Origin of the sequence: Bacteroides sp. 4_1_36 (genome assembly GCF_003466325.1) — a bacterium.
Lineage (GTDB): Bacteria > Bacteroidota > Bacteroidia > Bacteroidales > Bacteroidaceae > Bacteroides > Bacteroides uniformis.
Genome location: NZ_QSOX01000002.1, coordinates 85170 through 111652, shown reverse-complemented (window position 1 = coordinate 111652; position 26483 = coordinate 85170). Strand labels below are relative to the sequence as shown.

Annotated in this window: 23 protein-coding genes and 1 pseudogene; all 24 read right to left on the bottom strand. The window is 37.4% G+C overall.

Going from position 1 to position 26483, the window contains the following annotated elements; translation table 11 throughout:
• Window positions 1-712: 712 nt before the first annotated feature.
• Window positions 713-1999, bottom strand: coding sequence for a DegT/DnrJ/EryC1/StrS family aminotransferase (locus tag DXD65_RS03310; protein ID WP_035448630.1), 1287 nt, complete (start codon window positions 1997-1999; stop codon window positions 713-715).
• A 28-nt stretch (window positions 2000-2027) separates the two neighbouring features.
• Complete coding sequence (locus tag DXD65_RS03305; protein WP_117749585.1) at window positions 2028-2681, bottom strand: sugar transferase; 654 nt, start codon at window positions 2679-2681, stop codon at window positions 2028-2030.
• Window positions 2659-2832 (bottom strand): hypothetical protein, encoded by a 174-nt coding sequence (locus DXD65_RS20980; RefSeq protein WP_155270087.1) that lies wholly within the window; start codon window positions 2830-2832, stop codon window positions 2659-2661. Before DXD65_RS20980 ends, DXD65_RS03305 begins: the two co-directional genes overlap by 23 nt.
• A 458-nt stretch (window positions 2833-3290) precedes the next feature.
• Window positions 3291-4115, bottom strand: a complete 825-nt coding sequence (locus tag DXD65_RS03300) for a glycosyltransferase (protein ID WP_117887340.1) — start codon at window positions 4113-4115, stop codon at window positions 3291-3293.
• Window positions 4116-4174: 59 nt separating this feature from the next.
• A complete protein-coding gene (locus DXD65_RS03295) occupies window positions 4175-5038 on the bottom strand; it encodes a hypothetical protein (RefSeq protein ID WP_230589375.1) in 864 nt (287 codons plus the stop codon).
• Between the two features lie 443 nt (window positions 5039-5481).
• On the bottom strand, window positions 5482-6279 hold the full coding sequence (locus DXD65_RS03290) for a glycosyltransferase family 2 protein (protein ID WP_035448638.1): 798 nt from the start codon (window positions 6277-6279) through the stop codon (window positions 5482-5484).
• Between the two features lie 32 nt (window positions 6280-6311).
• A complete protein-coding gene (locus tag DXD65_RS03285; protein ID WP_035448640.1) occupies window positions 6312-7415 on the bottom strand; it encodes an EpsG family protein in 1104 nt (367 codons plus the stop codon).
• Between the two features lies 1 nt (window position 7416).
• Window positions 7417-8646 carry a glycosyltransferase gene (locus tag DXD65_RS03280; protein WP_035448642.1) on the bottom strand — a complete coding sequence of 410 codons (1230 nt, stop codon included), beginning with the start codon at window positions 8644-8646 and terminating at the stop codon, window positions 7417-7419.
• Window positions 8647-8670: 24 nt separating this feature from the next.
• Window positions 8671-9168, bottom strand: a complete 498-nt coding sequence (locus tag DXD65_RS03275; RefSeq protein ID WP_051642924.1) for a DapH/DapD/GlmU-related protein — start codon at window positions 9166-9168, stop codon at window positions 8671-8673.
• Window positions 9146-10291 carry a polysaccharide pyruvyl transferase family protein gene (locus DXD65_RS03270; RefSeq protein ID WP_035448643.1) on the bottom strand — a complete coding sequence of 382 codons (1146 nt, stop codon included), beginning with the start codon at window positions 10289-10291 and terminating at the stop codon, window positions 9146-9148. Before DXD65_RS03270 ends, DXD65_RS03275 begins: the two co-directional genes overlap by 23 nt.
• Window positions 10288-11793, bottom strand: coding sequence for an oligosaccharide flippase family protein (locus DXD65_RS03265; protein WP_035448645.1), 1506 nt, complete (start codon window positions 11791-11793; stop codon window positions 10288-10290). Before DXD65_RS03265 ends, DXD65_RS03270 begins: the two co-directional genes overlap by 4 nt.
• A 12-nt stretch (window positions 11794-11805) precedes the next feature.
• Complete coding sequence (locus tag DXD65_RS03260) at window positions 11806-13077, bottom strand: glycosyltransferase (RefSeq protein ID WP_035448647.1); 1272 nt, start codon at window positions 13075-13077, stop codon at window positions 11806-11808.
• A 306-nt stretch (window positions 13078-13383) separates the two neighbouring features.
• A complete protein-coding gene (locus DXD65_RS03255) occupies window positions 13384-14319 on the bottom strand; it encodes a hypothetical protein (RefSeq protein ID WP_035448649.1) in 936 nt (311 codons plus the stop codon).
• A complete protein-coding gene (locus tag DXD65_RS03250) occupies window positions 14316-15209 on the bottom strand; it encodes an aldo/keto reductase family protein (RefSeq protein ID WP_233556112.1) in 894 nt (297 codons plus the stop codon). Before DXD65_RS03250 ends, DXD65_RS03255 begins: the two co-directional genes overlap by 4 nt.
• A 5-nt stretch (window positions 15210-15214) precedes the next feature.
• Window positions 15215-15454: an acyl carrier protein gene (locus DXD65_RS03245; protein ID WP_035448653.1), complete on the bottom strand. Its 240-nt coding sequence runs from the start codon at window positions 15452-15454 to the stop codon at window positions 15215-15217.
• Window positions 15455-15467: 13 nt separating this feature from the next.
• Entirely contained in the window at window positions 15468-16073 is a 606-nt protein-coding gene (locus DXD65_RS03240) for a hypothetical protein (RefSeq protein ID WP_035448655.1), read from the bottom strand.
• Between the two features lie 145 nt (window positions 16074-16218).
• Window positions 16219-18012 carry an IS66 family transposase gene (tnpC, locus tag DXD65_RS03235; RefSeq protein WP_117887339.1) on the bottom strand — a complete coding sequence of 598 codons (1794 nt, stop codon included), beginning with the start codon at window positions 18010-18012 and terminating at the stop codon, window positions 16219-16221.
• A gap of 72 nt (window positions 18013-18084) precedes the next feature.
• Entirely contained in the window at window positions 18085-18420 is a 336-nt protein-coding gene (gene tnpB, locus DXD65_RS03230) for an IS66 family insertion sequence element accessory protein TnpB (RefSeq protein ID WP_007761176.1), read from the bottom strand.
• Complete coding sequence (locus tag DXD65_RS21095; protein WP_199670704.1) at window positions 18414-18776, bottom strand: hypothetical protein; 363 nt, start codon at window positions 18774-18776, stop codon at window positions 18414-18416. Before DXD65_RS21095 ends, tnpB begins: the two co-directional genes overlap by 7 nt.
• 451 nt (window positions 18777-19227) lie before the next feature.
• Window positions 19228-20964 (bottom strand): HAD-IIIC family phosphatase, encoded by a 1737-nt coding sequence (locus DXD65_RS03220; protein ID WP_117887337.1) that lies wholly within the window; start codon window positions 20962-20964, stop codon window positions 19228-19230.
• A 5-nt stretch (window positions 20965-20969) separates the two neighbouring features.
• Window positions 20970-22787, bottom strand: coding sequence for a Coenzyme F420 hydrogenase/dehydrogenase, beta subunit C-terminal domain (locus tag DXD65_RS03215; RefSeq protein ID WP_035448659.1), 1818 nt, complete (start codon window positions 22785-22787; stop codon window positions 20970-20972).
• A gap of 279 nt (window positions 22788-23066) precedes the next feature.
• Window positions 23067-24164, bottom strand: a complete 1098-nt coding sequence (gene gmd, locus DXD65_RS03205; RefSeq protein ID WP_051642925.1) for a GDP-mannose 4,6-dehydratase — start codon at window positions 24162-24164, stop codon at window positions 23067-23069.
• Window positions 24165-24190: 26 nt separating this feature from the next.
• Window positions 24191-25373, bottom strand: a pseudogene (locus DXD65_RS03200) (NAD-dependent epimerase/dehydratase family protein).
• A 45-nt stretch (window positions 25374-25418) separates the two neighbouring features.
• On the bottom strand, window positions 25419-26483 hold the full coding sequence (locus DXD65_RS03195; RefSeq protein WP_035448662.1) for an NAD-dependent epimerase/dehydratase family protein: 1065 nt from the start codon (window positions 26481-26483) through the stop codon (window positions 25419-25421).

Genomic DNA, 26483 nt, shown 5'->3' with positions numbered 1-26483 from the left:
CAACGATGCAAAGGTGAGGATTAAAAACTATGTAGCCAAAGAAAAAAGACGTTTGGGAGTAGTTTTTCTGAGAAAAGTGATAAAGTATTAATTATAAGATAATTGATGCTGAACAAAGAATCTCTTCATCATAGTTTTCCATTTTCCCAATCTTTTGGGAATCCCATTGCTGGGGTATCTCAATAGCATCCACCTTGTATTTATGTTGTTCTTGGGGAAATTCTCAAAAAAGATAAAAGTAAGCACTTAACTGAAAATAGCTAATATTCATCAAGTAGCTGATGGCTTTCAATCGCCAATCCTCTCGTTTTCAAGATACTGATATGCTGTTCAGGAGTGTAACAAGTCTTGTTGAAATGAAGCTTCATAGGTATATTATATAAAACGACCTGCCAATTTAAGCATGGTGAAGAGGCTTGGCAGGTTCTACTGAGTACGAATAAGCTTATCTCTTAAACTACAAAATATATTCTCAAATATTTTATTTTTCCATCCCAATCAACGACGCAAAGGTGAGAACATATAGGGTACTAAACAAAGGAAACAGCCCTACAAGAACTGTTTTTTGAAAATGATTTATAAAGTATTGATTTTAAGAATAATAGTAAAATCATAATCAACTATTTAAGCGTCATACCTTGATTTATCTGTCTTCTGAGGCCAGAACAAATAACTAATGAACTGCCAAACACCAATAAAAAACTGTTTCATATTAATTGATAATCGCCTCCTTGATGCAATCAACAATATAACGTACATCATCATCCGTCACATACGGACCAGCTGGCAAACAGAAACCAATCTTAAAGATTTCTTCCGACACACCACTCACGTATGCCACAGCATCAGCGTATACCGGTTGCTTATGCATCGGCTTCCACACAGGGCGACATTCAATCTTCTTCGAGAACATGAACATGCGAAGAGCCTCCACATTGGCGTTAGGCTGACAATCCGTAACAGCCGAATTTACCTCTTTAACCACACCGGCAGCACCACCTACGGCAGTTTTGATGACTTCCTTGTAAGCTTTCTCCTGACCTTGGATATAAATGTCCTCATCAAGAGTAGCTGCACAGAGCCAGAAGTTTGAGTCGTAACGAGAATCGGCAGGCTGTTCATGCAGATGTATACCTTTAACGTCCTTCAGCAGTTCCTTATATAGTTTTTGCACATGCTTGTGATGCGCAATATGATTATCGAGCACCTTCATCTGACCACGACCAACACCTGCACACACGTTACTCATACGGTAGTTGTAACCGATTTCCGTATGCTGATAATAAGAGTACGCATCGCGCGCCTGAGTAGCGTGCCACATAATATTGTTTGCATCCTCCTCGTTACGGCAAATCAACGCACCACCACCCGAAGTCGTAATCATCTTGTTGCCGTTGAACGACAACACACCAAAACGACCGAACGTACCCAGCACCTGACCATTGAAGCGAGAACCCAGCCCTTCGGCGGCATCCTCAATCACAGGAATACCATACTTGTCTGCTATCGCCATAATGCGCTCACAGTCGTAAGGCATACCATAGAGTGCCACAGGAATTATTGCCTTCGGATACTTACCTATAGCCGCCTTGCGCTCAATGATAGCTTTTTCCAACAGCTCCGGATCCATATTCCAAGTTTCTCGCTCCGAGTCGATGAACACTGGCTTTGCACCAAGATAAGTAATAGGATGCGAAGAAGCACAGAAGGTGAACGACTGCACGCACACCTCATCCCCCGTCTTTACGCCACATGCAATCAATGCTAAGTGAACAGCAGCAGTACCAGCAGAGAGGCACACCACCTTTCGGGCAAGCTTTGAGCCATCAGAATTCGCATTTGCAAAATCAGCAAGATTCTGTTCAAATGCGTTAACATTTGGCCCCATCGGAACCACCCAATTGGTGTCAAATGCCTCTTTGACATATTTCTGTTCATAGCCTTCCTCACTCATATGAGCAAGGCAAAGGTATATTGTTTTTCTTTCTTCCGTAGACATAATATTTTGATTAGTTGTTTTCAATCAATTAGACTTCCTCACCGGCAAATTTCACTTTGAATCCAAGTAGCGTAGCAAAGATTATCTCAATATCCTTGATAAAGCTATAATGACGATAATAATAGCAGTTTAGGCGTACCTTATCTGGATAGATAACAGTATCATTATATTCTGTAGCAATTTCTTGCATCGGACGAACATCACCCTCTGCCTGACGTTTCGCCACAAATTCACTAATCATTTCGTCTTCCAGTCGATACTTCAACGTCGCCGGGCCAGTAATACCTGGGCGAAGTTTCAATACATCCTTATCATTGCCTGTCAGTTTATCGGCATATCCAGGCACATCAGGGCGTGGCCCCACGAAAGACATATTGCCAATCAGTACATCCCAAAGACCGGGAAGTTCATCCAACTTATAGTGACGAAGAGTTGCGCCAAAGGGAGTAATACGGCTATCGCCTGCCACAGAAACAGTAGAACCATTATGTTTGACAGTCATCGTACGAAACTTATGGCAATTGAACAGCTTACCATTTTTCCCCACGCGCTTCTGAACAAAGAATACTGATCCTCCTGGCATCTTTACCTTTACCATTATTGCCACTACAAGTAATACCGGCCAAAGAAAAAGTAATCCCCAAAGCGCTACGATTCGGTCAAATAGCCATTTTAGTATCATTTTTCTTGTATTTATTCAAATTTTGAAACTTCGCCAGTAAGCACTCATCTGTAATATCTACATCTGCAATTCTTACATCAAGTTTTCTATCATGAATCTCCTGCTTATACGCATCAAAAAGTTTTTTACGTGTTCCAAACAGCTCTTCCAATGCATATTTAAGAGGTTCGGATATCTCAACGACGTAATATAGAGGCTACAATCTTACTGCCAAGATGAAACACATCTAATATAAGTTTCAGGAACCGAGATATGCCCATGTACTGTATCTAAAAATTTCTTTTCTCTCATAATTCAAAGATGTTTTTAACGATTTCAGAAAGTGAGTCTCGTGTTTCGAAGACGATAGAACTGACGTTCAAAGCAATCTTGTATAGCCTTGTTTTTTGGGAGAACAATGTATTACATTATCAACCTCCACCATATCCATTATATGTTGAATGACTTGTTCTTGCTTCCAATGCTGATAAACTGGTCTTTCTGTGAATCCACTTCAATTTCTTCAAAAGTAAACTAAGTATCTGTTCTTCCATGAGAGAGTGCACTACCTATGATATCAGCTATTTCAATATTCTTTTACATACTATTTCGCTAAATTTTCAAGACTTGTCATCTGAACACTTTATATGCAATCTTTTTCACCCATGCAGGACTTACCAGCACGATGAACATCATATAACCGAAGACTGTTGCTCCAAAGCCATAACCCAGAGTCTTGTTGATCTTCTTGCGATCTTTGAGTTGCTTCTTGGCAAAAGCCCAACCATTGCGTCTCTTCTTGAAGAGAGCATTGGTGAAGCGGAAGCGAAGAACAACATCTGGAATGTTAGCATGCTTCGTTCCCTTGCTCATACCATCCACCCAAAGCATCGTGTCTTGATTTTGGCGATACTCTGGACGATACTTGCATCCAGCCTTATCGAAGAAGCTCTTGCGGAACAGAACCGCCGGATGCGCATGAGGATTTCTACGAGCAAAGAACTCATAGCACTCCTTCGAACCTTCAGGATAGACAATCATCTTACCACGGCTCTCGCTATTCTCGTCAATCTCCTCAATAGCCCCTCCCACTACATCTATCTCAGGATGAGCCAATAAGTATGCCATCTGTTTCTTTAAACGCTCAGGCATTGAAATGTCATCCGCATCCATACGAGCGATATATTTATAGCCTTCCTTGAAGCAGATGTCAAGTAGGTCGTTCAGCACAATAGCCAAGCCTCTGTTCTTGGAGAACCACTGTACGGATACATTGTCCTTGGTTTCATAGTCTTTTAAACAAGAAACCAGTTCTTCTTCCACAGGCCCATCTACTCCAATGATAAGTTTGAAATCCCCCTTGTAAGTCTGATTTAAGATACTATTAAGAGACAAGCGTACATGAGGCGCTTTATCGTTCTTGTATACTGGTAATATTACCGCTATTTTTTCCATTATTGAAGTATTTGATTCGTTCAACTCATTTATGCTGAGTTAATCGAAATATATTCGCCTTAATCCAAGTTCACGATATATAATCCACGGTGACCTTCGAAAATTGAATCAAAGCAAACCGCCTTACCATCTTGCCGCCAACGTGGATGAAGGTCACAACGAGTATCATTGTCATACTTGAAAGGCGCAAACACACGAGCAATCACCTTCATATCCTTTGCGTCAGAATCGGTATCTCTGAGCAACTTGATATCAGCTACACGTGCACGATTAGGATATGAGTCCGTCACCACCAAACTGCTATCCGTAGGACAGTAACTTGGATGACCGTCGTTGCTCAACTGCCCCCACAGGTGCTGCCACTCTTGAGTCTTGTCTTTCATTAGATAATATCCAGGACCCCACTCCTTCTTACGTTCGAAGGCGATGATTTCCTCATCATTCTTCCAATAACAGTGACTCACCATATCATCGTCAGACAGCACGTACATACCCGTACCATCCACATTGCAGGTCACCAGACGAGTGTACTTTCTCTGACCGCAGAACCAACGGTACAACACCATAAAGCGCTTGCCGTTAGGTGACAGCATCAGGTGGTTCACCTTATGTACGCTTCCTTTCTCCAACATTTCTGGTCGAAGTTGGAAGTTGGCAAAGTCGGTATATTTCAACAATTCTGTTACCTCACCAGTTTCAATATCCATTTTCCATATAGCAATAGTATCAGGAAGCGCTACCCCCTTTGTTACCTCAGGAAGTTCTGCATAGCCATAACCCAAGCGAAGCGAATGTAGGCGAGAAAAATCCAAACTCAAGGCTGTCTTACCATCAACTGAAACTGTATAGCAAGGCATTGGCAATACACGCTCCTCCATGGTATCAATGTTCAAGATTACTGAACAGTACTTACCATCACGCATATCATTATACAGAATGCGACTTTTGAAATCAGGTCCCAACCACTGAGCCATACAACCTTGCTGAACATTCCATGTGTGAGTAGTCGCAATCCTCTTACAATACCTTTCATTGTTAGAATCAAAATTCAGGTTGAGTAAACAAATATCTGCTTTTCCAATTGGATCAGGATTAGACCAAGTATCTTTAGCCCTCATGCAAATCATATAACGCATACTTGCATCCCAAGGCGACTTATCGTAATAACCAAAGAAATACTCATGATTAGGGTCGTTAGGCGATACACGTACAATATTTCCCTCCGACTTAATTTTCGAGCTCACAGCGTAGCACCCCAACTGGTATACACGCTTGATATATTTCTTCACAGCTGGATACTTGTTCAACTGATAGTTGATTTTCTGTTCTATCCCCATTTCTACAACAATATATAATATATAGAAAACTAACTCTTTTTTATGTCTCTGATTATCTCAATAATTCTTATGGGTAAAAGTCCTTTAATATATCTTTTGGTACACCATTTGTAATAAAGCAAAAGATATTTCCCTCCCACTACATTGCGTTTTTTTAAAATTATAGAATAATCTCTACAAGCTTTCATCAATCCAAGATTTGAAGCACCTCCATCACTCATATTTGTGATAATTCTATTCGGGAAAATAAAATTCACGTCATTCTCTACAAACCTTAAGATCAAATCAGTGTCTGCCATTATTCGTATTGAGATGTCAAACAACCCTATTTTTTCATATAAGGACTTTGGAACAAATGTTGCAGGATGTCTAATACCACCCATCTCATATACTTTCGCCATTGATTTCATCAATTTCTCATCTGTTTTAAGAACCTGAATGGCACCATTATCATAATAAAAGTTCATCCAACCACAACAAATAGACATGTACTTGCTATCATTATTACGATAACAATCCTCCACAAGACATAAAGCATCTGGTTCTAACCAGTCGTCACTATTCACAATACCTATGATTGTACCAGAGGATTGCATGATACCCTTGTTCATGGCATCATATATTCCTCTATCAGGCTCGCTTTTCCATTTCATACGACCTTCAAACAGAGGTTCATATTTCTTGACTATATCAAGAGTTAAGTCCTTCGATCCTCCATCTACAATGATATATTCATAGTCTTTAAAAGTTTGCACCAATACCGACTTTATTGTACGTTCAATAGTTCTTTCGCTATTAAAGCAAATTGTTATTATCGAAAAAAGCATTCAAAAAAAATTATTGGAAATTCAAATTTTATTCATTTGGGGTATATTAATTCCCAAAAAAACATATACGGAACAACATTGTAAAATTCCTTAGATGTATCATAATAAAAAAAAGCTATAAACGATATTGTTATACATAGATATATTAGTGATTTGAATTTTGTACGTTTGAAGATTATCGGTATATATAGTGGTAAGAAAACGCTAAAATAAAAAGCAATACGAGTTATTGAATCTCCACCTATCAAACCTAAACTCTGAAATAAAAAAGAACAATATGCCATCCACCTTATAAAATTTTCTATTTGAAGCTCAACGTTATTTTTGTAAACCTCATTTTTAACAGAAAAATCGTTAGACTTAATAAATAGTGGCAATAGATATATAAATAAATATAAAATTATAAGATTAATAGCGCTTCCTCCATTCATGTACATAAGGTATTTTTCTCTAAATAATAATGGTACGATAAACGAAAATATTGCACCATAGAAAGGTAACAAAAGAAGCGTAATACCTAATAAACTAATTGTGAGTTTATTCGTATGCCTTATATTCCATAAAGGCCACACAAAAAAGTAAATAATAGCTGAAGAATGAAGAGAAAAAGCTAAAAATACACTAACTAAAAAATATTTAATTTTTCTCTCTACAATAAATTTAAATGAAAATAGTGTTATTGAAAATGCTATAGTTTGTCTTAAGCCTGTAAAGCTAAACACATAAAGGCCAAAACACACGAAAATGATTATTGACAAATAAACATTAACAGAGAAACGATAATATATATAACCAATCAAAGAAAAAATAAATAACGACGTTACAGCCAAAAATATCTGAGGATTATCAGATATAAAAGATATCAATTTATTAAAAACAACATAACCTTGTTCAAAACTATTTATTTTTTCAGTGAATATTGCGTTTAATGGTATTTCACTTATTAATGTAAATTTCTGATAGTAACCATAACCATTACCCCATACATCTGTACCACAAGTTGGAGATCTTAAGGACTGTACTAAAACAGGTCCAAGACATAATAATATAATTTTTGAGACTTTCTTCTCGTTGCTAACAAACGAACCAACTAAAATAAGATATAGAAACAGAAAAAAAAATATATCAAAACTCATATTACTGATTCGTTTTATATAAAGAATTATATATACTTAAATAGTTACTTAGCATTGTAGAATTTGCATATACCTTTTTTGCTTCATGTTCAATATCTGTTTTTTGTATATTAGCAGTAATAATTTTACAGATTGATGCTTTTATTGCTTTTAAATCACCATACTCAACGAAGGCACTGAACTTCTCTATTGCTATACTCTCTGGCCCTCCTGCCAGAAATCCAACAACTGGCGTTCCACAACAAAGAGACTCTGCTGTTACCATAGAATAAGTTTCTCTTTTTGACAACATCAAAGTAACATTAGCAACACTGTACAAAGAAGCTAATTCTTCTCGGCTTTTTGCAGCTCCCCATAAATGAATATTATTTGGTAATTTGCCTTCTTCTACTTGATTATTCAAGCAAACCACAACAAAACGAATGTCAGGCATCATTTTTGCTAGTTGAACAATCATCCACCCTCCCTTAAGATCTTTCCTATCTAGAGAAAATGATGACGTTACATGCAAGATTGTTGTATCATAATCACCTTCAAAATGTAATTTTCTTGTCGGGCTGTATTTGAATATATCTGTATCAACGCCATTATTAACTACAACACAATTTAGTCTTTTTGCAATAATTGATAGTTTTATTCTGCTTTTCACCCAAGGAGATACTGCAACATTTATACATTTGTCTTCTTGAAAAGAATCAAATGCTTTCTTCATTTTTAACCAAGATATATGGGATCTATCTATTATCTTAGTACCTGTGGCTTCCTCCAAATTATTACAATCAAAACATCCATTAGGTTTCTGCCATTTATTACAGTTGTATGCATGAGGGCAATTGCCCGTATAAAGAAACTCCGCATGATGCGTAATAACTGTTTTGATGCCATTCGAACCAAGATAATACAACAGTCTATATATATTTATACAATAACAATTAATGCAATGAATATGTACTATATCCGGTTTCTGCTCTTCAATCGCTTTTATTACACGATAAGTTGATATAAAATTACCTCCATATCTTAATATTCCACAATACTTAACAAAAAAATGATGAATATGAGCTTCTATTTCATAACAGAATTTTCTTACATTATCGCTTTGGGAGGATGCTCCTCTACCATAGTAAACTAAATCGTGATACCCTTTTGATAACAATTCGTTATGTAAATCAAATACAATTTTACCTGTACTTCCCCTTTTATACATACAGTTAACTTGTATTACTTTCATACTATCATTTATTACACTGTTAATTTATTCATTAATTTGCTTGATTATCCTTGCAGGACATCCAGCCAAAACAACATTGGATTCACTAAAAGACTTAGTAACAATTGAGCCGGCTGCAATGACTACATTACTACCAGTAATATTTACCCCCCCTAATATCAATGAGTTAGCACCTATCCACACATTATTTCCTATCTTAATCGTTGTATTGTGCAAGTGTTTGTCACCTGTTTCTTTGCGTAGCCATGACTGAATATTTATACCTGTAGCAACAAGCATTGAGTTTGCAGAAATAGTAACATCATCTCCTATAATAATAGGATTATATGCATTTAAATACACGCCATGATTAATGCTACATCTATCACCTATGCTTATATTTTGAGGATACAAAACTTTTATACTTCCCCAAATTCTAATAGAACCGACCTGTCCGAAAATATTCTTATACAAAATAGTCAACAAAAGGGATTGAAAGTTAGAGACTCTATTATATATCTTAATCAAAATTTTCTTTATCATTAACGCTTAATGATTTAGTTAAAAAATATTTAGATTGGGCTATCATTGAAATAATAGATGAAAAATCCACATCATCATAATTTATTGAATTTTCCATCAATTCAACAATATTATTTATTGATGCTGTTCTGTTCTTTAGTTTAACACAATCCAATAGATCAAACACTCTGTCATTACCAGAACCATTAGTTTGTAATGGCAAATAAATAAATTGTTTTTTTAACATCAGTGCGAAAACTATACCATGAAATGATGTGGTAAAAAAAATACTTGAGTATAAAATATTACTTAACCATTCCTCTACCGATGCATAATCATAGACAACTCCTTCATAAATCTCTTTTGCTGGACTATAACCAGAAGCTGTCGTACAAATGGCTTTATAGCCTTTTTTATTAATTTCTTTGAGAACCTCATTGAAATGGATTTCGTTTGGAGTCCCTACGTTTAATAAATAAAGGTATGCGAAATCAGATTGATATTTCCTATTTGTCGCTAACCCTATATAATGATCTGCTGACAAAAGAAAAGTTGAGTCTATACATCTTTCTGCGTTTATACCTCTTTCTCGACAGAATCGAATTCCGTTTATCTCTCTTGTAGAAACATAGGAAAATCTACTTACCAATTGTTTAAATAATACATCATCTTCTACTGGGCAATAGCTATGTCCAAAACTTACAGCATAGGCAATTCGAATTGTATTCTTTAATCCAAAATCCAAATACCATGCTCTTTCATTTATAGATTTTTTCAAAGATCTGGCCCAAACTTGATCACTACCTGTTATATAAACATCTGCTATAGGAGCATTAGTTTGAAGCTCTTGTAGAGAAACATAGGTGTCCTTACTTAAATTTAGATATTTTTTTTTGAAATCACCAAATCGCCTTTTTTTTGCATCAAATTCAGCACGGTCTACATCTCTCAAGCTAATATGTAAAAAAGAGATTATTTTTTTGATACAAAACTTTAAATATCTATATCTTCCTTCAAGATTTGTGAATCTGATGTCATAGGCATCATGTCCCAAATCTCGTAAATATCGTTGAAGTGCGTATGTTTGCAGAATACCACCATAATTATCAATAGCATTCCACATTGTCATAATACCGATTTTCATATTTTAACTTTAGACAAAAAATTACTAGTTATTCTTTTTTCGTCTTCATTCATAACAACAAACGAACAAACTGAAAATAATATGCAATAGAGTAAGCTCTCTGCTGCAAATAACAACCATCCACTACATTCAAAGAATGTATTGATATATATGCTTATTATCATGGGCAAGATAAGAGGTACTGTTTGTTTTACAAATGTATACTTAAAGAACTTAAAAACATCTATTTTAAGACTCCTGTACATAATTATATCTAGTCCTATTGTCCTCACAAAGGAAGAGATAAATATAGATAGACACATACCTAAAACGTCAAAAAATGAAGTTAGTATAATACCTAATACTATATTCAGCACCCCCATGACTATAAAGACTTTCGCTTGTTCTTTAACCTTATTTTGAACAACTATTGCGTGAGATCCTACTTCTTGTGGTAGTTGAAAAACACATGGAAGAATTAATAATATTATACAAATATACGAATCGGCGAATTGTTCACCTAACCACAAATTTAAAAAATCCTGCCCTAGGGTTATAAATCCAAAAACAATAGCAGAAACTATATAAAATTGCATACGCCCGACTTTTATCATCAAAGGCAGGACATTTCCATATTCCTTAATATACACCCTAGAAACTCGTGGCAAGAACAATCCACTCAAAGCGTCTGCAAAATAAAACACATACCCTTCTATGGCATTAGCAATGCCAAATATTGCGATACTGGCTGAACCGCAGAAGACTCCTAATATCGTAGGTGCTATAGTAAAAATTAATCTCTTACATATAGATACAATTGTAATCCAACCAGAAAAGTGAAGTATTTCCTTAATTTCCAATCTATTCAAATAACGCAAATCAACTTTTGTATCTGTAAACCTATATATACACCATAATTTCGCCAAATATGCAATCATTCCAGACCAAATATTGACCATCACAAGAGTATACAAACCACCATCATATAACAACACAATTGTCATAGTCAAAACAACTAATATCTTATGAATTATGTCACACACTTTGTTTTGTACAAATTTCTCATTAGCTGTTAAGACTCCATTTACAGGAATAAATGGTAAAGAAAAAATAGAAAATGAAGCCGCCATTATATAGATAACCTTGAACTTTTCTATTTCTTCTAAGGTTAATTCTTTGTATATATATGGAATAAAGAAATATACACTACATAAAACTAAAAACAAGAATATATCAATAACAAGATACATACGAAGTACAAGTCCAAGACACTGTTCCACTTTGTCTTTCTTACCATCTGCCAGATAAATGGACAAAAATCGAGTAACCGCAGAACTTAACCCGAAGTCAAATACAAAAAGAGAAATTACAGAAAGAGCTAATGTAAATAATCCATAATTCTCCTTCCCAATAGAATGAATCATCCAGGGAGTAAACACTAATCCAGTAACAATGTTTATTCCTATAGATATGTATGACATGATAGCTCCCAAAGCTATTTGTTTTCTACTATCTAACTTCATTGAATAGGCAAACTACTTGCTGATAGATAAATTTTCCACTGGCACTTTATATTGTGCTTGGTCTATTTTATTAGGATCAAAAGTATCATTGATAATATCCATGAATATATCATAGATACAATCATTAAGATGGCGAGTTGAGAAACAATGTTCTGCTCGCCATTTCATTTTAAATCCAATATTTTTTGCTTCCTCTTGGTTATTAAGTACCCAAAGTATTTTATCCTTTAAAGCTACAGTGTCTCTCTCTTTAACGATTAATGCATCAGGACCTAACTGATAAGGAACAGAACCAGAATCAGATCCAATCACAGGAAGGCCTGTTGCCATTGCTTGTACAAGAGCAACAGAAAAAGTTTCAATCCAATCGGCAGTCCTAGGTGTGTGCAACGCACAATCCATTGCATTCCAATATTTAGGCATTTCCTGCTGACTAATATGTCCTGTCATGATAACCTTGTTTTCGATTTTTCTAGCTTTTAAATGTTGTAATAAGCGATTTTCATCAGATTCGAGACCACCACCAATCATCAGATACTTCCAATCCCCTTCTTTCGGTAATGCCTCGATTATGTCATCAAGCCCCTTGGCTGCCGTGAATCTTGTTGCACTTCCAAATACAAAAGAATCCCCTAACCCATATTTTTTCCGGATTTCAGTTCTAAAGTCACCATTAGGTTTATATACGTCTGTATCAACACCAACTTGTGTACACATATAAATTGGACCTTTATACCCCTCTTTCTTAAAACTTTTTATTGCATCTGGATAATGGCATATAATAGCATCACTATAATTATTTAAGCACCTTAAATGATTGAAGTGGTAAAAAAATTTAAGCATAGACTTTATAGGATGCTTCTCCCAATTATAGAAAATATCCCAGTTTGGTCCCCTCATACTAAAAGTTACAAACTTGGTGTTGGGCAGTATCTTTGATAACTTCAAAACAGGAAACAAAGATGATTGAAGATGAGTTCCAACATGATATACTAATTGAGGTTTTATTTTCTCAATTTCGTATAACATTTCTGTTGATTGCCAAGAACCAGTTCTATCAATTGAGTACTCTACAGGTAATACATGATAATTATTGTCGTCAATTTTGGGGCAATAAGATAAGTCATTACCACCAGTTGTCATTGCGCCTACTCCTCCATATTGCCAGTTTTTGGGCGAAATTAAAGTCAAATCAATATCTTTATGCTCTTTAGCAAATAATAACCAACGTTTTCTAATATATTCTTTTGTGAAAACATGATTTACAATAACTATTTTATTCATATTTATAATAAGTACTCAGTGTTATACACCCTCCTGAAAATCAAGAGGATAATTCTTTGTTTTTATTAATTATTTATAACTAGATTATACAGCTAAAAGCATAAGATCGAAGCTTTCATAATTCTTATTCCCATCCATCAACATAGTTCTATCCTTTTTCAAAAAAGTTTCTCGCATATCTTGGATACACATATTTGCTTCCTCTGAAAGCAGCAAGTTCCTCGAATACATTTTTGCATAAAGTCAATACAAGCATATATTTCAGAAGTAACTCATTCAGTTTTTGCAAATCAACTATTATTTACTTCAATTCCTCATTATCCCAATATCAGTTAACACTTTCTTTGTAAAAGCCTTAGCTCCTATCTGATTCAACAAGAATGAATCTAAAAAAAATGTTCTATCATTTGAGAATTCAGAATCGTCCATATAATTAATGAAACGAACAGATTGGTCATCAATTTGGGCAAATAAAGAATCAAGTAGAATTTCGCGAGCTTTTATTGAGAACTTTTCGGCAAGAGTATGATACATAGGAGGTAATACCATAACAGGAGTGGCATTGTGCTCCTTACAAAATGTAATTATTTTATTAAGATGATATGCAGCATCCAACACACTATCTTGATTTACCAAAGACAACGGTAAAGAAAAATCATTTACGTTAAACTCCTTCAACCAACCATCAAACCATCGTTGTGCATCTTTCTGCAGTTGTTCTTCTGATAAAATTTTTTCCCCTTTAATGAATGGTCTCTTTAAAAGATACCAAAATTCTTTTACCATATTATAAAGGGGCATATACAATAATGGTCTATTATACCTTGCCATCACCTCATTCTGCTTTCTCTTTGAAAAATTAGGTATAGAACTTGGATAAAGAATAGCATAATACCTATCCTCAAAACAATCATATCTTCCTGAAAGCGCACTAAAAACACACAAAGACAATATCACAATGGTGCCCTCGGGTTTTAAGTAACTGACATAATTTTTCAACACTTCTTCGTCACAAACAAGCGGATTGCAAGAAAGAGCCCAATTTGCCGCTTTGATATTCATGCCCTCATAATTAAAAGCATAAACCCCAGAAGTACTTCCAAGATTGACAACATCAAGATTAAAAGTTGAATGAATTATTAGCTTGCGACAATCTTGAAACAAGATATCATTAAACCATCGGCTACGTCGGATTATCGCATTAAAAATATGGAATATCTTTTTGAATATATTTCTAATCATATTCCTGGACAAGTTTTTGATTCTACTATATACTGATAGTCTTTATTTAGTGCAGAAATCTCTTCAACTTCCTCTTTGGTGATTTCAAAATCCCAAATCTGAAAATTTTCGACAAGACGATTCGTTTTTTTTGATTTTGGCAAAGGTAAACATCCTCTTTCGACATTCCATCTAAGTATTATTTGTGCAATAGATTTACTGTATTTCGTGGCAATTGTTTTCAAAGGTTCGAGTGGAATCCTATCTGAGGCCAAATCCATTAAAGGGGAATATGTCATAATTAAGCAATTATGTTCATTACAATAATCAATAATTCCTTGTTTCGTTCCTATAGGACTAACATATACCTCATTTATTTCAGGACATACTCCAGTTTCATGAATTAGATTCTCAATGTGACGCTCATGAAAGTTAGAAACGCCAATATATCGAACAATTCCTTCTTCCTTCAATTTAATCATTTCTTTCCAAATGTCTATATAGTAGGCAGGATAAGGATAATGTATTAACAAAGAGTCTATATAATTTGTCCTCATCTCACGTAGCGATATTGATACTTTCTCACGAACAACTTCAGCGGCTGTATGCCGTTTCATAAACATGCTTTTCTCATTGAAATAGACCCCTATCAGTGGTTCATCAGCATGAGCATTATTGTCAGAAATTTTAGTCTGAAGAAACAAGTCTTCTCTTGTAAGACCGAGGGAGCCAAGTTCAGAAACAGCCAATCCAATTCCGAATTCACCCCTGTAATCATCGGCAGTATCAAAGAGTCGATAGCCAATCTTTGAAGCATTAAACACCATATCAGCCATAACTCTCCCTTGGAACGGGAAAGTGCCAAGACCAATCATCGGTATCTCAACACCCTTTTTGTTTGTAAGCTTCATACGTATTAAAGTGTAGCATGAATTGCGTCAACCATTTCACCGACATTGTCCCACGAAAGGATTTCCTTTGATGTGAGTTTTATGTCAAATACGACTTCAATCTCTTTAATGAGTTGCACATGTGCGAGGCTATCCCATTCATCAATATCCTCAGCTACAGTATTATTGGATATTTCTATTTCCTCATTATCAAAAACGTCCCGGAAAATCTCCTGCAACTTTTCTATAATTTCTTTCTTTTCCATTACGGTAATATATTTATAATTGAATTTTCGATATTTTCTTTGGCAACACACCGATTATCTGCTCAATAATTCTATTAGCTATTCGTCTACGTATCTGCTCAATTACATAAGCTGCAACAAAAAAGAATATTAACCAAAGAGAAGCATGTGATAAGAAGCTCAAATAACTATCTTGCAAACGTGACTTCAAATTTTCGACCATTATATTTCGTAGTACAACATCCTGTATCAAAAGAACGGCTACTACGGTTTTTGCGAGGCTGTTGACAGATTTTGATTGAAACTGTATGTTTTTGAAAAACAAAAATACAAGTACAGACTCAACAATAACCAATGGATTATTGTACCCAAAGAAATACATACCATTAAGATGGGTATATTTAACAAAAAAGAAACAAAGTAAAGCGTTTATTACAGCGATTAATACATATCCAAATATGCAAATTTTACTTTTCAGTTCTATTGCATCTCTTTGAATGTATCCACCTATCATATAAATCAAAATCAAATGTTGAACCGTATATCCATTTGCATTTGCATTAAAACCTGCAAAATACCCCGAAAACACATTCAAAAAGACTAATAGACCAACAACGATTCTCAGCTTGTTTATTTCCATGCTTTGTATACAAAAGTTACAAATAGGAGCAAAGAACATAAGCCAGAAACACGTTGGAAGTAAGCACTCAATTTAGGGCATCCCCCTTTGAAAGGGCACTTTTCAGTGCCCTAAACCGAGTTTTGTTAATTAATTAGTCTTGAATTTAACATTGGCTGGCAGCCAAAGTGATTTTGTCAGGAACCATGTTAACATAATCCCTGCACCCGTTAAAGATATTTTTGAAAAAAGTTCCGATGAAGTTCCAGATAGAACTGCCATGAAGCTTTACCGTTCCTATCACACTGTGATAAGTTGCTGCCATCTCTGCACCGGCATCACTACCATAATGAAGTGAATTGTTGCGTTGAGTGGTCAGCTTTCGAATGGTTCGCTCAGCCAGGTTGTTGTCTATCGGTAATTCACCATCATCCAAGTAAGCAAAGAGCTCTTTCCAGAACCGGTTCAGATAATTGAGAGCTTCTTTATAATACCGGCTTCTAAATTCTGAATCCTTTGTCAGTTCACTGTCCAACAAGCTGCGTAACTCTATCAGAAGTTCCTTCGTTGCCAGGCTTTGCCTTTCTCGGAACCTTTCCTTGGGAGTTAATCCGGCATCATCGTATTTACGCTCCCTCATAAAGAACTCCTTTAAAATTTCGGAAAAGCGTTCTGCAGTCGGTTCACCACCCTGATTGGAAGCCTTGACAAACTTGTTCTTGGCATGTGACATACAAACCTGGTGTACAGTATCTTTAAACCGGGCTGATTTCAGCTCATTGCCGATAAATACATAAGCATTGTATCCGTCGGACATAATACTCTTCAACTCTGCATCGCCCAAAAAGTCTGTAAGTACATCACGACCGCGCGAGCCATTCTCATAGAAGAAAATGGCTGTTTTCTGAGCCTTGTTGACCAGAACCCAAATGTAGCACTTCTTATAGTGATCGTATTTGCGCACTTTACACCAGGTCTCATCGCAGTTCACAATCGAATCTTTTTCCAAAGCTATAGACTTCAATACACAAACCAGTTCGTCCAGGTATGTCTTACCTTTCTTAAGCCAGTTGCGCAACGTGTTTTTAGAAATGGTCATGCCCATATCTGTCAGCCATTGGTGAAGAAGACCAAAAGTCACATTCTTTACATAAACTTCATAGGCAATAGCCTGCAGAAATTCAGGAGTGGCCCTAGTGCCTTCAAAACTGGTTACTACCTCCGGATGGACTTCAGAAGGGAAATAGCCCCACTTCGGCTTTTTACCAGGCTCTGCATAATGAACCATCTCAAAACATTCTTCCGTCAGGAAAGTACGAAAACTGAATACCCGTACCATTCTTCTTTCAATGAGGCGACCGGGAACCTTTGTCAAGTCAGAAGGATGCTCTATTACTTCTCCGGATACTCCCGTCGTTTTATAACCGTCAGGACGATTGGATAAATCACGCTCTTTCCTGGAAGACTCTTTTACCTCTTGAGATAGAGCATGATCAACCGAATCCGTACGAAGCGTATCATCGGTTCCATCATAATCATCTTTCTCCTTCCGGCGGTCTGAATCACTTGTTTTAGCTTTAGATTGTATCTTTTGACGTCTATCACCAAAACGTTCCTGATGGGCATAATCAAGTTTTTCCTGAAGTGATTTTATCTTACGCTCAGCCGATTTGCGAAGTTTATGCTCTTCCGATAACCGATTTTCAAGGTCAGCATGTTTCGATTCCATAGAGGACACCTGAGCCTTCAGATCCTTCATCTGAGCCATAAAATCCTCCAAAACAAGCTTCATGGCATCACTTGTCAACCGAAGATCCTGATTCTGTTCGGCAAGGTATTGTATGTATCGCTCTTTCTGATCCTCTGCCATACCTGCACTATAATTTATAGGGTTGCGTGAGTAGGTTTCCCTACTCAACAACTCTCGTTTTGTTGTAATTATATCTTGCAGATCGATCACACTTAAACCTTTGATTTACAGCATTAAAGGTAATAAAATAATCACAAAACCGCAAGTGGATAAATAGATTGATTATCTGATTTTTAATGTTTTAACTATAGGATTCTCAAGAATCAAAACCACGTCCTTCCAGGCAATCCGATAAACAGTATCTGCCCCGTTCCGCTCCACCTTCATGAACTGATAGCCTGCCACAAACTTCTTTTCGAACAGACTATATGAACGATTATCAAATGAAAACATACGGACTATTCTGCGATTGCGAGACATGACTATAAAGACGTCTCCATCATTGGGCTCACGGTGAAGCCGTTCACGAATGACAGACAGCACACGGCTGTGCTTACAACGCATATCGGTAAAGTCACGGACATAATAAAAATGATTCAGACCGGTAACACTCAACATAACCCCTCCAACTGCTCTACCATACGAACCAAATCCGGGTAGCTTAAATTCTTTTGGGACAAATGCAAGCCATTGCTGATACGAATCTCAACCCAAATACGAACCGGGTGATCATTTCTGCCTGGTGATACCGGTTGAGATTGATCAATGGCACTGGATTTTTCCTCATGACCGATTACAGGAACACCATCAACCTGGACTCCAACTACTTTTTTCCGGGTATCCCTGTACCATTTCTGAAAGATGTTATAAGGAACTTTGTTCTTAACACAAAACGATTGGAGAGATTCTCCATGAGGCAAAGCCTCGGTCTGGTACTGAAAGTAAAACCTTTCAAGATCTTCACTGCTATACATAAATTCTAAAATTTTTGTTCGCAGCGAAGATAGAGATTTCAATTATGAGCCAATTTTTGACTGCTTACACGTTGGAAAGAACCAATTATCAGTCTTTGTAATGAAGAAGCATTTCACTAAATCCTTGATACTATTGCTTTCTGTGTAACTCAGAACAACGAATGCCAGTAAATTATAGAATAAACATAAAAAGTAAAGGTTTAAAACATTCTTAACAGTCAACCTTATACTCCAATAACCTGATATAAGGACAAAAAGGTTTACTGCGATACATAAAAAACTGCAGGGCAATATTACCCCAACTCATTTATATCACATTGATACACAGATATTTGCACCCCATAAACAGTATTTATAATACACCTCACGATGAAATGCCACATAATGACCATCATCATAGCTATAATTCTGAGAAGCTCAAAATTTGATTTTCTAACAGACATACTTAACTTTACTTCTTTTCAATATAACATTCTCTATTCTGATACTTCTCCACATCAAGCATCCATTGATCAGTTTCGATACCCTCGATTGTCTCAAAACCAAGGTTGGAATAGTGCTCCTTTACCATTCCGTTCTTTGCGGTTGGAAGATACTCCCCAATAATCTTCTTGAAGCCATTTTGACGTGCATACTCTACAAGGGTGTTGAGCGTGAAGTTCTCCATTCCCCTTTTCAGTACTCGACAACTCATAAACCAAGTATCAATGAACAATGCTGGTTCTTGAGCATTATCAAAGGACTTTTCCATAATAACGACAGCAATCAGACCATTGTCACCAAACTTATCTTCAAGAGTGAAGCTGCAAGTCACGTATCGGTCGCTTTGCTCAATGGCAGTAATCTGATCTTCGGTATAACGAACGGTACGAAGGTTGAACTGATTGCTTCGTTGCGAGAGTTGGGCCACACGAGGAATGTTGAACTTATCGAAGCCTTTAACCTCACTTACCATATTGAGCGACTTGAGAAATTCTGCTTCATTGGCGAATGTCTTGGCTGCCGTCACACGCTTTGCCTCTACCTGATATTGCTTTGTACGGTCTTTGTCGGCATTACTGTAAGATGCAGTCTCAAAAAGGTTCTGAGTATAGAGGAACTCAAGATACTCTCCCGGATCTTCAGGAAGTTCAGGCACCGTCACCCCAAGTACATTCTCGCGAACCATATTGCGTTCGAAAGGATTGTCATCAAGAAAGACCATCGAATCAAAGCCAATGTTCAGAATACTTTGGATAGTGCGGATATTGTCAGCTTTGTTTTCCCAATTGGCAATAAAAACAGAAATATCATCGAGTTTCAAGACCATTTCAGGATTCTTCTCAAAAGGTTCCTTAGCCTTATCTTCATCATTCTTCGAACATACGCACACGATAATTCCACGGTTCTTCAGTTTCTTCACCCACTCTTGGAACTCGGTAAATGTCTTACCAATACCCAATCCATGGCCTATTTGAATGTTCTCCCAACCGTCATCTCCTACGACACCACCCCAAATAGTATTGTCAAGGTCAAGAATCAAGCACTTCTTGAACTTACCTTCAATAGAGCCGATGATATCCATGGTACGTGATGCAACGTATGGAAGCGCATCAAGCGATAGGAGCATTTCGGTGCTGACATAGACGGTAGAGTCGAACATCATGTCGCGACCGAACTTGTTCTGCAAACTGCAGAGGTCGCAAATGAAAAGGTTCCGACACTCCTGAGCCAGATTCATCAGCTCATAGTTAAGTTTGCGAAGCTGATAGGTGAAACTGGTCTGCACCTTGTTGGCATATGAACCGAAGACAGTATCCTCTATTTCAGGATAGTTATAATAGATGATGTACCCTGAAACTTGCGCACAAATGGTACGGATAAACTCAAGACGATCGTCTGCCATACGCGCCTGCTCATCAGCAGACATCATTGCATACTTCTCCAGCAGCTTGTGAGTAGATTGGAACACAATGGTGTACTTCGCATCATGCTGATAAAGGTCACTTGTAGGGTCGAGCACTTGACGTTCCACCTGATTGTATTCCGCTTCAAAAAGATCGATGTTGTAATCTCTCTCAATGCCCATACCCTTGATGGAAGTTGCAAGGAACTGAGTAGCCGAATCACCAAGGAGCGAAACCTTGACGATTGGAAGGTTAAACACCTCCTTCTTCAAGTTACGTTTTAGTTCTTTGAATGTTATCATTTTGATTATGCTTTCCAATAAATATCTTCGTCAACTACCTCAGCTGGAGAACCAATGGCCAATGTAAAATTAGGCAATTTTCCATATACCATAGATCGCGCACCCACAATTACGCCTATACCTATCTTAGCCCCTGGCATGACTGTTACTTGCTCTGTAAGCCATGAATGTTGACCAATCTTTACTGGTCGTTTGTCCTTATATATTCGACGGGACATAAAATGACCACCGTTATTATCACGAATCGTCACATTTCGACCAAAATACACGTCGTCGCCGATAGTAATGTGGTTGCCACAAATAATTGTAGTCCCTATGTTATAAATGTTATTCGAACCTATTTCCAACTTAGCTCCATTAAAGACTTCTATGTCTGCTCCATAGGCGATTGAACAACTCTTTATTTGTAATGTGCCACCTTTATCAACAAGTAATCGAGTTTCCAGTTTTGAACCTTTAACACGCTTATAACCCAAATTCACAGTTCCCTCGACTACAATCTGTCCACCTTTCGCAATATCCAACACACAATGTTTTTGGATAATCAAGAAACACCCCTTCGAAATATTCGTTTTTATTCTTCTATTAAGAGTGTTATAATAGATATTCTTTATCCACACTAATGGGTTTAATCTTGAGGCTCGTGCAATGTGATAAAAGTAACGCACGTAATTCTTAAGAATCGCCTTAAATGACAAAGGCTGATCTACAGGAATCTTTATATATTTCTTAGCAAAATCAACAAACTTCAGATTGTTTAAATCGTTATAAAACGCATTTCTATTAATTGCAGGTTTTGATATTGGTGTAACCAATGGTAGGTTGCTTCTTACCACTGATTCTAAAGATATTTCTTGTACCTTGAAGGAGCTTTGTGCAGAATTGAAAAAGTCCCCCCCCCTTTGGGAGTTGACAAGAATTACAGAAGTTCCCAAATCATGGTCATACTCCTTACCTACAATTCTTTCTGCTCCCCATAAATCACCTATAGTAATATCCGCTATTCTTGGGAACCCTTTGAACTTACATTCATAGCAAGATGGACGCGCATAGGCATGTGTACCAATGAATCCGTAAGTAAAGTAATTGGTATCCTTCTTATCATATTCTACATCACCATTCTCAAAAACAATCTTGGTAGTTAGTTGCCTCCACCCAAGTTCCTTATTTTTTGCCTTATAATAGACTATCTTGCTATTATGCTTTTCTTCCATATAATCAAGATAGCCTCGAAGTATCTTTGGAGAGTTAATGCCCAAACAGATTAAATCAAGAATAATCAAATTCTCATACTCTTTTCTTAAAAAAGAACGCAAACCGGCCATCTGACAAGGAAGACCGCACACCAATACTTTTTCTCTAGCCTTAAGCAACTCTTGTACTTGCTTAAAAAACCCCTGTGAATCGCTTTGTACGTACTTGGAATTACGCAGTTTTTCCAAATCAGCCTTATCAGAAGATAAAAATTGAGTTACAGAATAATCATCATTAAAAACGGCACCTCCTACATATCCTCCACATTTGTACATCTTTTCTGCTAACGTAGCAAATGCACTTCCTGAAGTTGAGTCAAAAAGTGATTGTAAGTTCTTGCATTGAGCAGCAAAACATTTGGGCTTTTCAAAATCGTTTTTTTTTAGTTCTCCCGCATGTATCACAGGACAAACTTTCTCACAGAGATGACAATCTATGCAAGTATCTCTATCCACAACAGGATATAAGAATCCTTCTATATCCTCTTTGAATGAGATAGCCCCCTTAGGACAAATGTCGCCACAGGCATTGCAGCCACAACACTCTGATTTATTAATGATATTTATCATTGGATTTTTTTCTATGAACTTTATTGTAGTGATCTACAAGTGAAGGTTTCCTTCCAGAACTTGTGAAGATAATTCAGGGCCTCCCGCATATAACAACTTTTCTGCTCCTCCTCACTTTTCAACCCCTGCAGCAGGTTTGTCCTCAAGTTTATTATCGCTTCCATGGTCAGTAATCCTTTCAAAAAATAAAAATATGTAATATGTTCTTGTTTTTTATCTTGCATTTCCTAAAGATTTTACTATTGATTTCTGAACATATACCACAATGAACTATAAATATTATTTGACTATACCCTTCTCAAGATATTCAGCAAGATTCATCTTGCGAATATCAGCTGCGGCATTATCAGCAGCAACCTTGGCCATATCGTGCTTTACCATGAGTTCAACGAGCTGTTCGAAACTGGTGGTTTGAGGATTCCAGCCTAGTTCTTTCTTTGCCTTGGTAGGATCACCCCAAAGGTTAACTACGTCTGTAGGACGATAGAAATCTTCGCTTACAGCAATTACAACCTTACCAGTTGCTGCATCAACCCCTATTTCGTTTACGCCTTCCCCTTCCCAACGAAGTTCAATGCCTGCATAATGGAAAGCGAGAGTAGCAAACTCACGTACAGTATGCTGAACACCTGTTGCAATCACAAAATCTTCAGGCTTATCGTGCTGAAGAATAAGCCACATACACTCTACATAGTCCTTGGCATACCCCCAGTCACGGAGGGAATCAAGGTTACCAAGATAGAGGCAATCTTGTTTTCCCTGAGCAATGCGTGCAGCAGCAAGGGCGATTTTGCGGGTTACAAAAGTTTCGCCTCGACGCTCAGATTCGTGGTTAAAGAGGATACCTGAGCAACAAAACATATTATATGCCTCACGATATTCCTTTACAATCCAGAAACCATAAAGCTTTGCTACTGCATATGGAGAATATGGATGGAAAGGAGTATTCTCGTTCTGTGGAACTTCCTCGACCTTACCATAGAGCTCAGAAGTTGATGCCTGATAAACCTTACAAGTTTTCTCCAAATGGTTGGTACGAACAGCCTCAAGGATGCGAAGGACGCCTACAGCATCAACATCGGCCGTAAACTCCGGAGCATCAAAACTCACCTGAACGTGCGATTGTGCTGCGAGGTTGTAAATCTCAGTAGGCTGCACCTTGCCGACAAGTTTCACAAGTGACATTGAGTCGCCCATATCGGCATAATGGAGGTGAAAGTTAGAGGTACCTTCGAGGTGTGCGATACGCTCACGGTAATCAACGGATGAACGACGGATGATACCATGAACTTCGTAACCCTTAGCGAGAAGGAACTCAGAAAGATAGCTACCGTCCTGACCGGTAACACCGGTAATAAGTGCAATGTTCTGTGACATAAATATGCTATATTTTTCAATTACGTTTAAACCTTCAAACTCTCAGTGTACCAATGGAACAAGTGTTGTACACCTTCCTCAATCTCAAGCTTGTGAGTCTAGCTTAGTGAATGAAGTTTACTAACATCAATAAGTTTACGCATGGTACCATCGGGCTTGGTAGTGTCAAATTCTACGGCTCCTATGAAACCAACCGCCTTTACTACAAGTTCTGAAAGTTGACGAATGGTGAGTTTTCCTTGCCTGTACCGACGTTGATACGGCAGTTACGAATCTCACCAAGGCTCGGGATAGCTCCACCTCGACCTATTGAATGATTGCAATCAACGACTCCATTGACCTTGTTACCGTAGTGAACGGATGAGTATTCCTCGACACCAATGACGTCGGAGAAGTTAACATTAAGAAGGATATGAGCACTTGTATCGGCCATATCCTCGTTACAAAAAAAATCACGAAGAGGGTTACCTGTGTCCCAGAGAGAAACCTTATTGTTCTTAATACTATACTCTAAAGATGTCCACCTCTGAGCTATTGCTATCAATAACGTAACGGAAAGTCTCACCATTCTCCTTGATATTAGTTCCCACAGGGCGGATACTAAGGGCTTTGCAAATTACTTCCCAGTTACCGTCGTTAATGAGTTTTGCAAGATAAACTTTATGCATCATGGCAGACCAAGTGGAAGTTATCGTTCGAATCGTAAAGGTTGGCAGGCATTGCGGCAATGTAATTGGTGCCATACTACAGATTATATGACTCACATATCTCGAACCTTGTAATTTTAGCAATGGCATACTCCTCGTTGGCGTATTCCTGTTCGCTAGTAAGACGGCAATCCTCCTTCATAAGCTGTGGATCATTTTTCGGGTAGATACAGGTAGAACCGAGAAAGAGGAGCTTCTCCACACCATGAGCGTAGCCTCTTATATGACGTTGCACTGAATCTTCATGTTCATCATAATGAAATCGGCACGATAGAGCGAATTGACCATTATACCACCAACAAAACTACGGCAAGAACTACTGCATCAGGCTGCTCCTCGTCAAAGAAGTTCTTGACGGCCACTTGGTCTGTAAGGTCAAGCTCCTTATGGTATGACCTATAAGATTGGTGTAACCTCTCTGAAAAAAATAGTTCCATATTGCTGATCCAACAAGCCCTCTATGGTCTGCAACGTATATTTTTGATTTTTCTCTAACATACATTAACGTAGTCTTTTCCCTATATATCTATAAATCTTAATCAAATATTTATTTGCACGTACCGTAATACTTAACATACCACTCAGCAAACGCTCTCAAACCAACTCGAAGCGAAGTTGATGGCTTAAACCCAAAATCCTCCTCTAGAGGAGTAGTATCTGCAAATGTCACAGGCACATCACCTGCCTGCATGGGCACAAGTTCCTTGTGTGACTCAAAATCATAATCCGCAGGTAGCACACCCGCACGAATCAACTCCTCCTGAAGGATTATCAAAAAATCTAATAGATTCTCAGGAGAATTGTTACCAATGTTATACACCTTATAAGGTGGGATTGGCAGTCCGTCCTCGCCACCCTGTTTTTTAGGAGCATGCTGCATCACACGAACTACACCCTCCACAATATCATCCACATACGTAAAGTCACGCTTGCAGTTTCCGTAGTTGAATATCTGAATCGTCTTGCCTTCACGCAACTTATTTGTAAAGCCAAAGTATGCCATATCAGGACGCCCTGCGGGACCATAGACCGTAAAAAATCGCAAACCCGTACTTGGAATGTTATACAGTTTTGAATAAGCATGCGCCATCAGTTCATTACTCTTCTTCGTAGCTGCATAGAGCGACACAGGATTATCCACCTTATCATCGGTAGAATACGGTACTTTCTTGTTCGAGCCATAAACCGAACTCGAAGAAGCGTATACCAGATGCTCCACTTCATGATGACGGCATGCCTCAAGAATATTGTAAAAACCAATGAGATTACTCTCAATATAGGCATCGGGATTGGTGATACTATAACGCACACCTGCCTGAGCCGCGAGATTTACAACAACGGATATCTTGTTCTCCGTAAAAATATTCTCTAATGATGTTCTATCAGCAATCGAAGTCTGATAGAACTGCCAGTCGCAACCTAAAACCTCAATCTCTTTTAGGCGTTCATACTTAATATTCACATCGTAATAATCGGTAATGCTATCAATGCCGATTACTTTGATGTTATTTATATCCTTAAAAAGGCGCTTCACAAGATTAGAACCTATAAAACCAGCAGCACCTGTCACGAGGACTGTTTTGCCCTCCAAATTTACATTATATGTTACCAT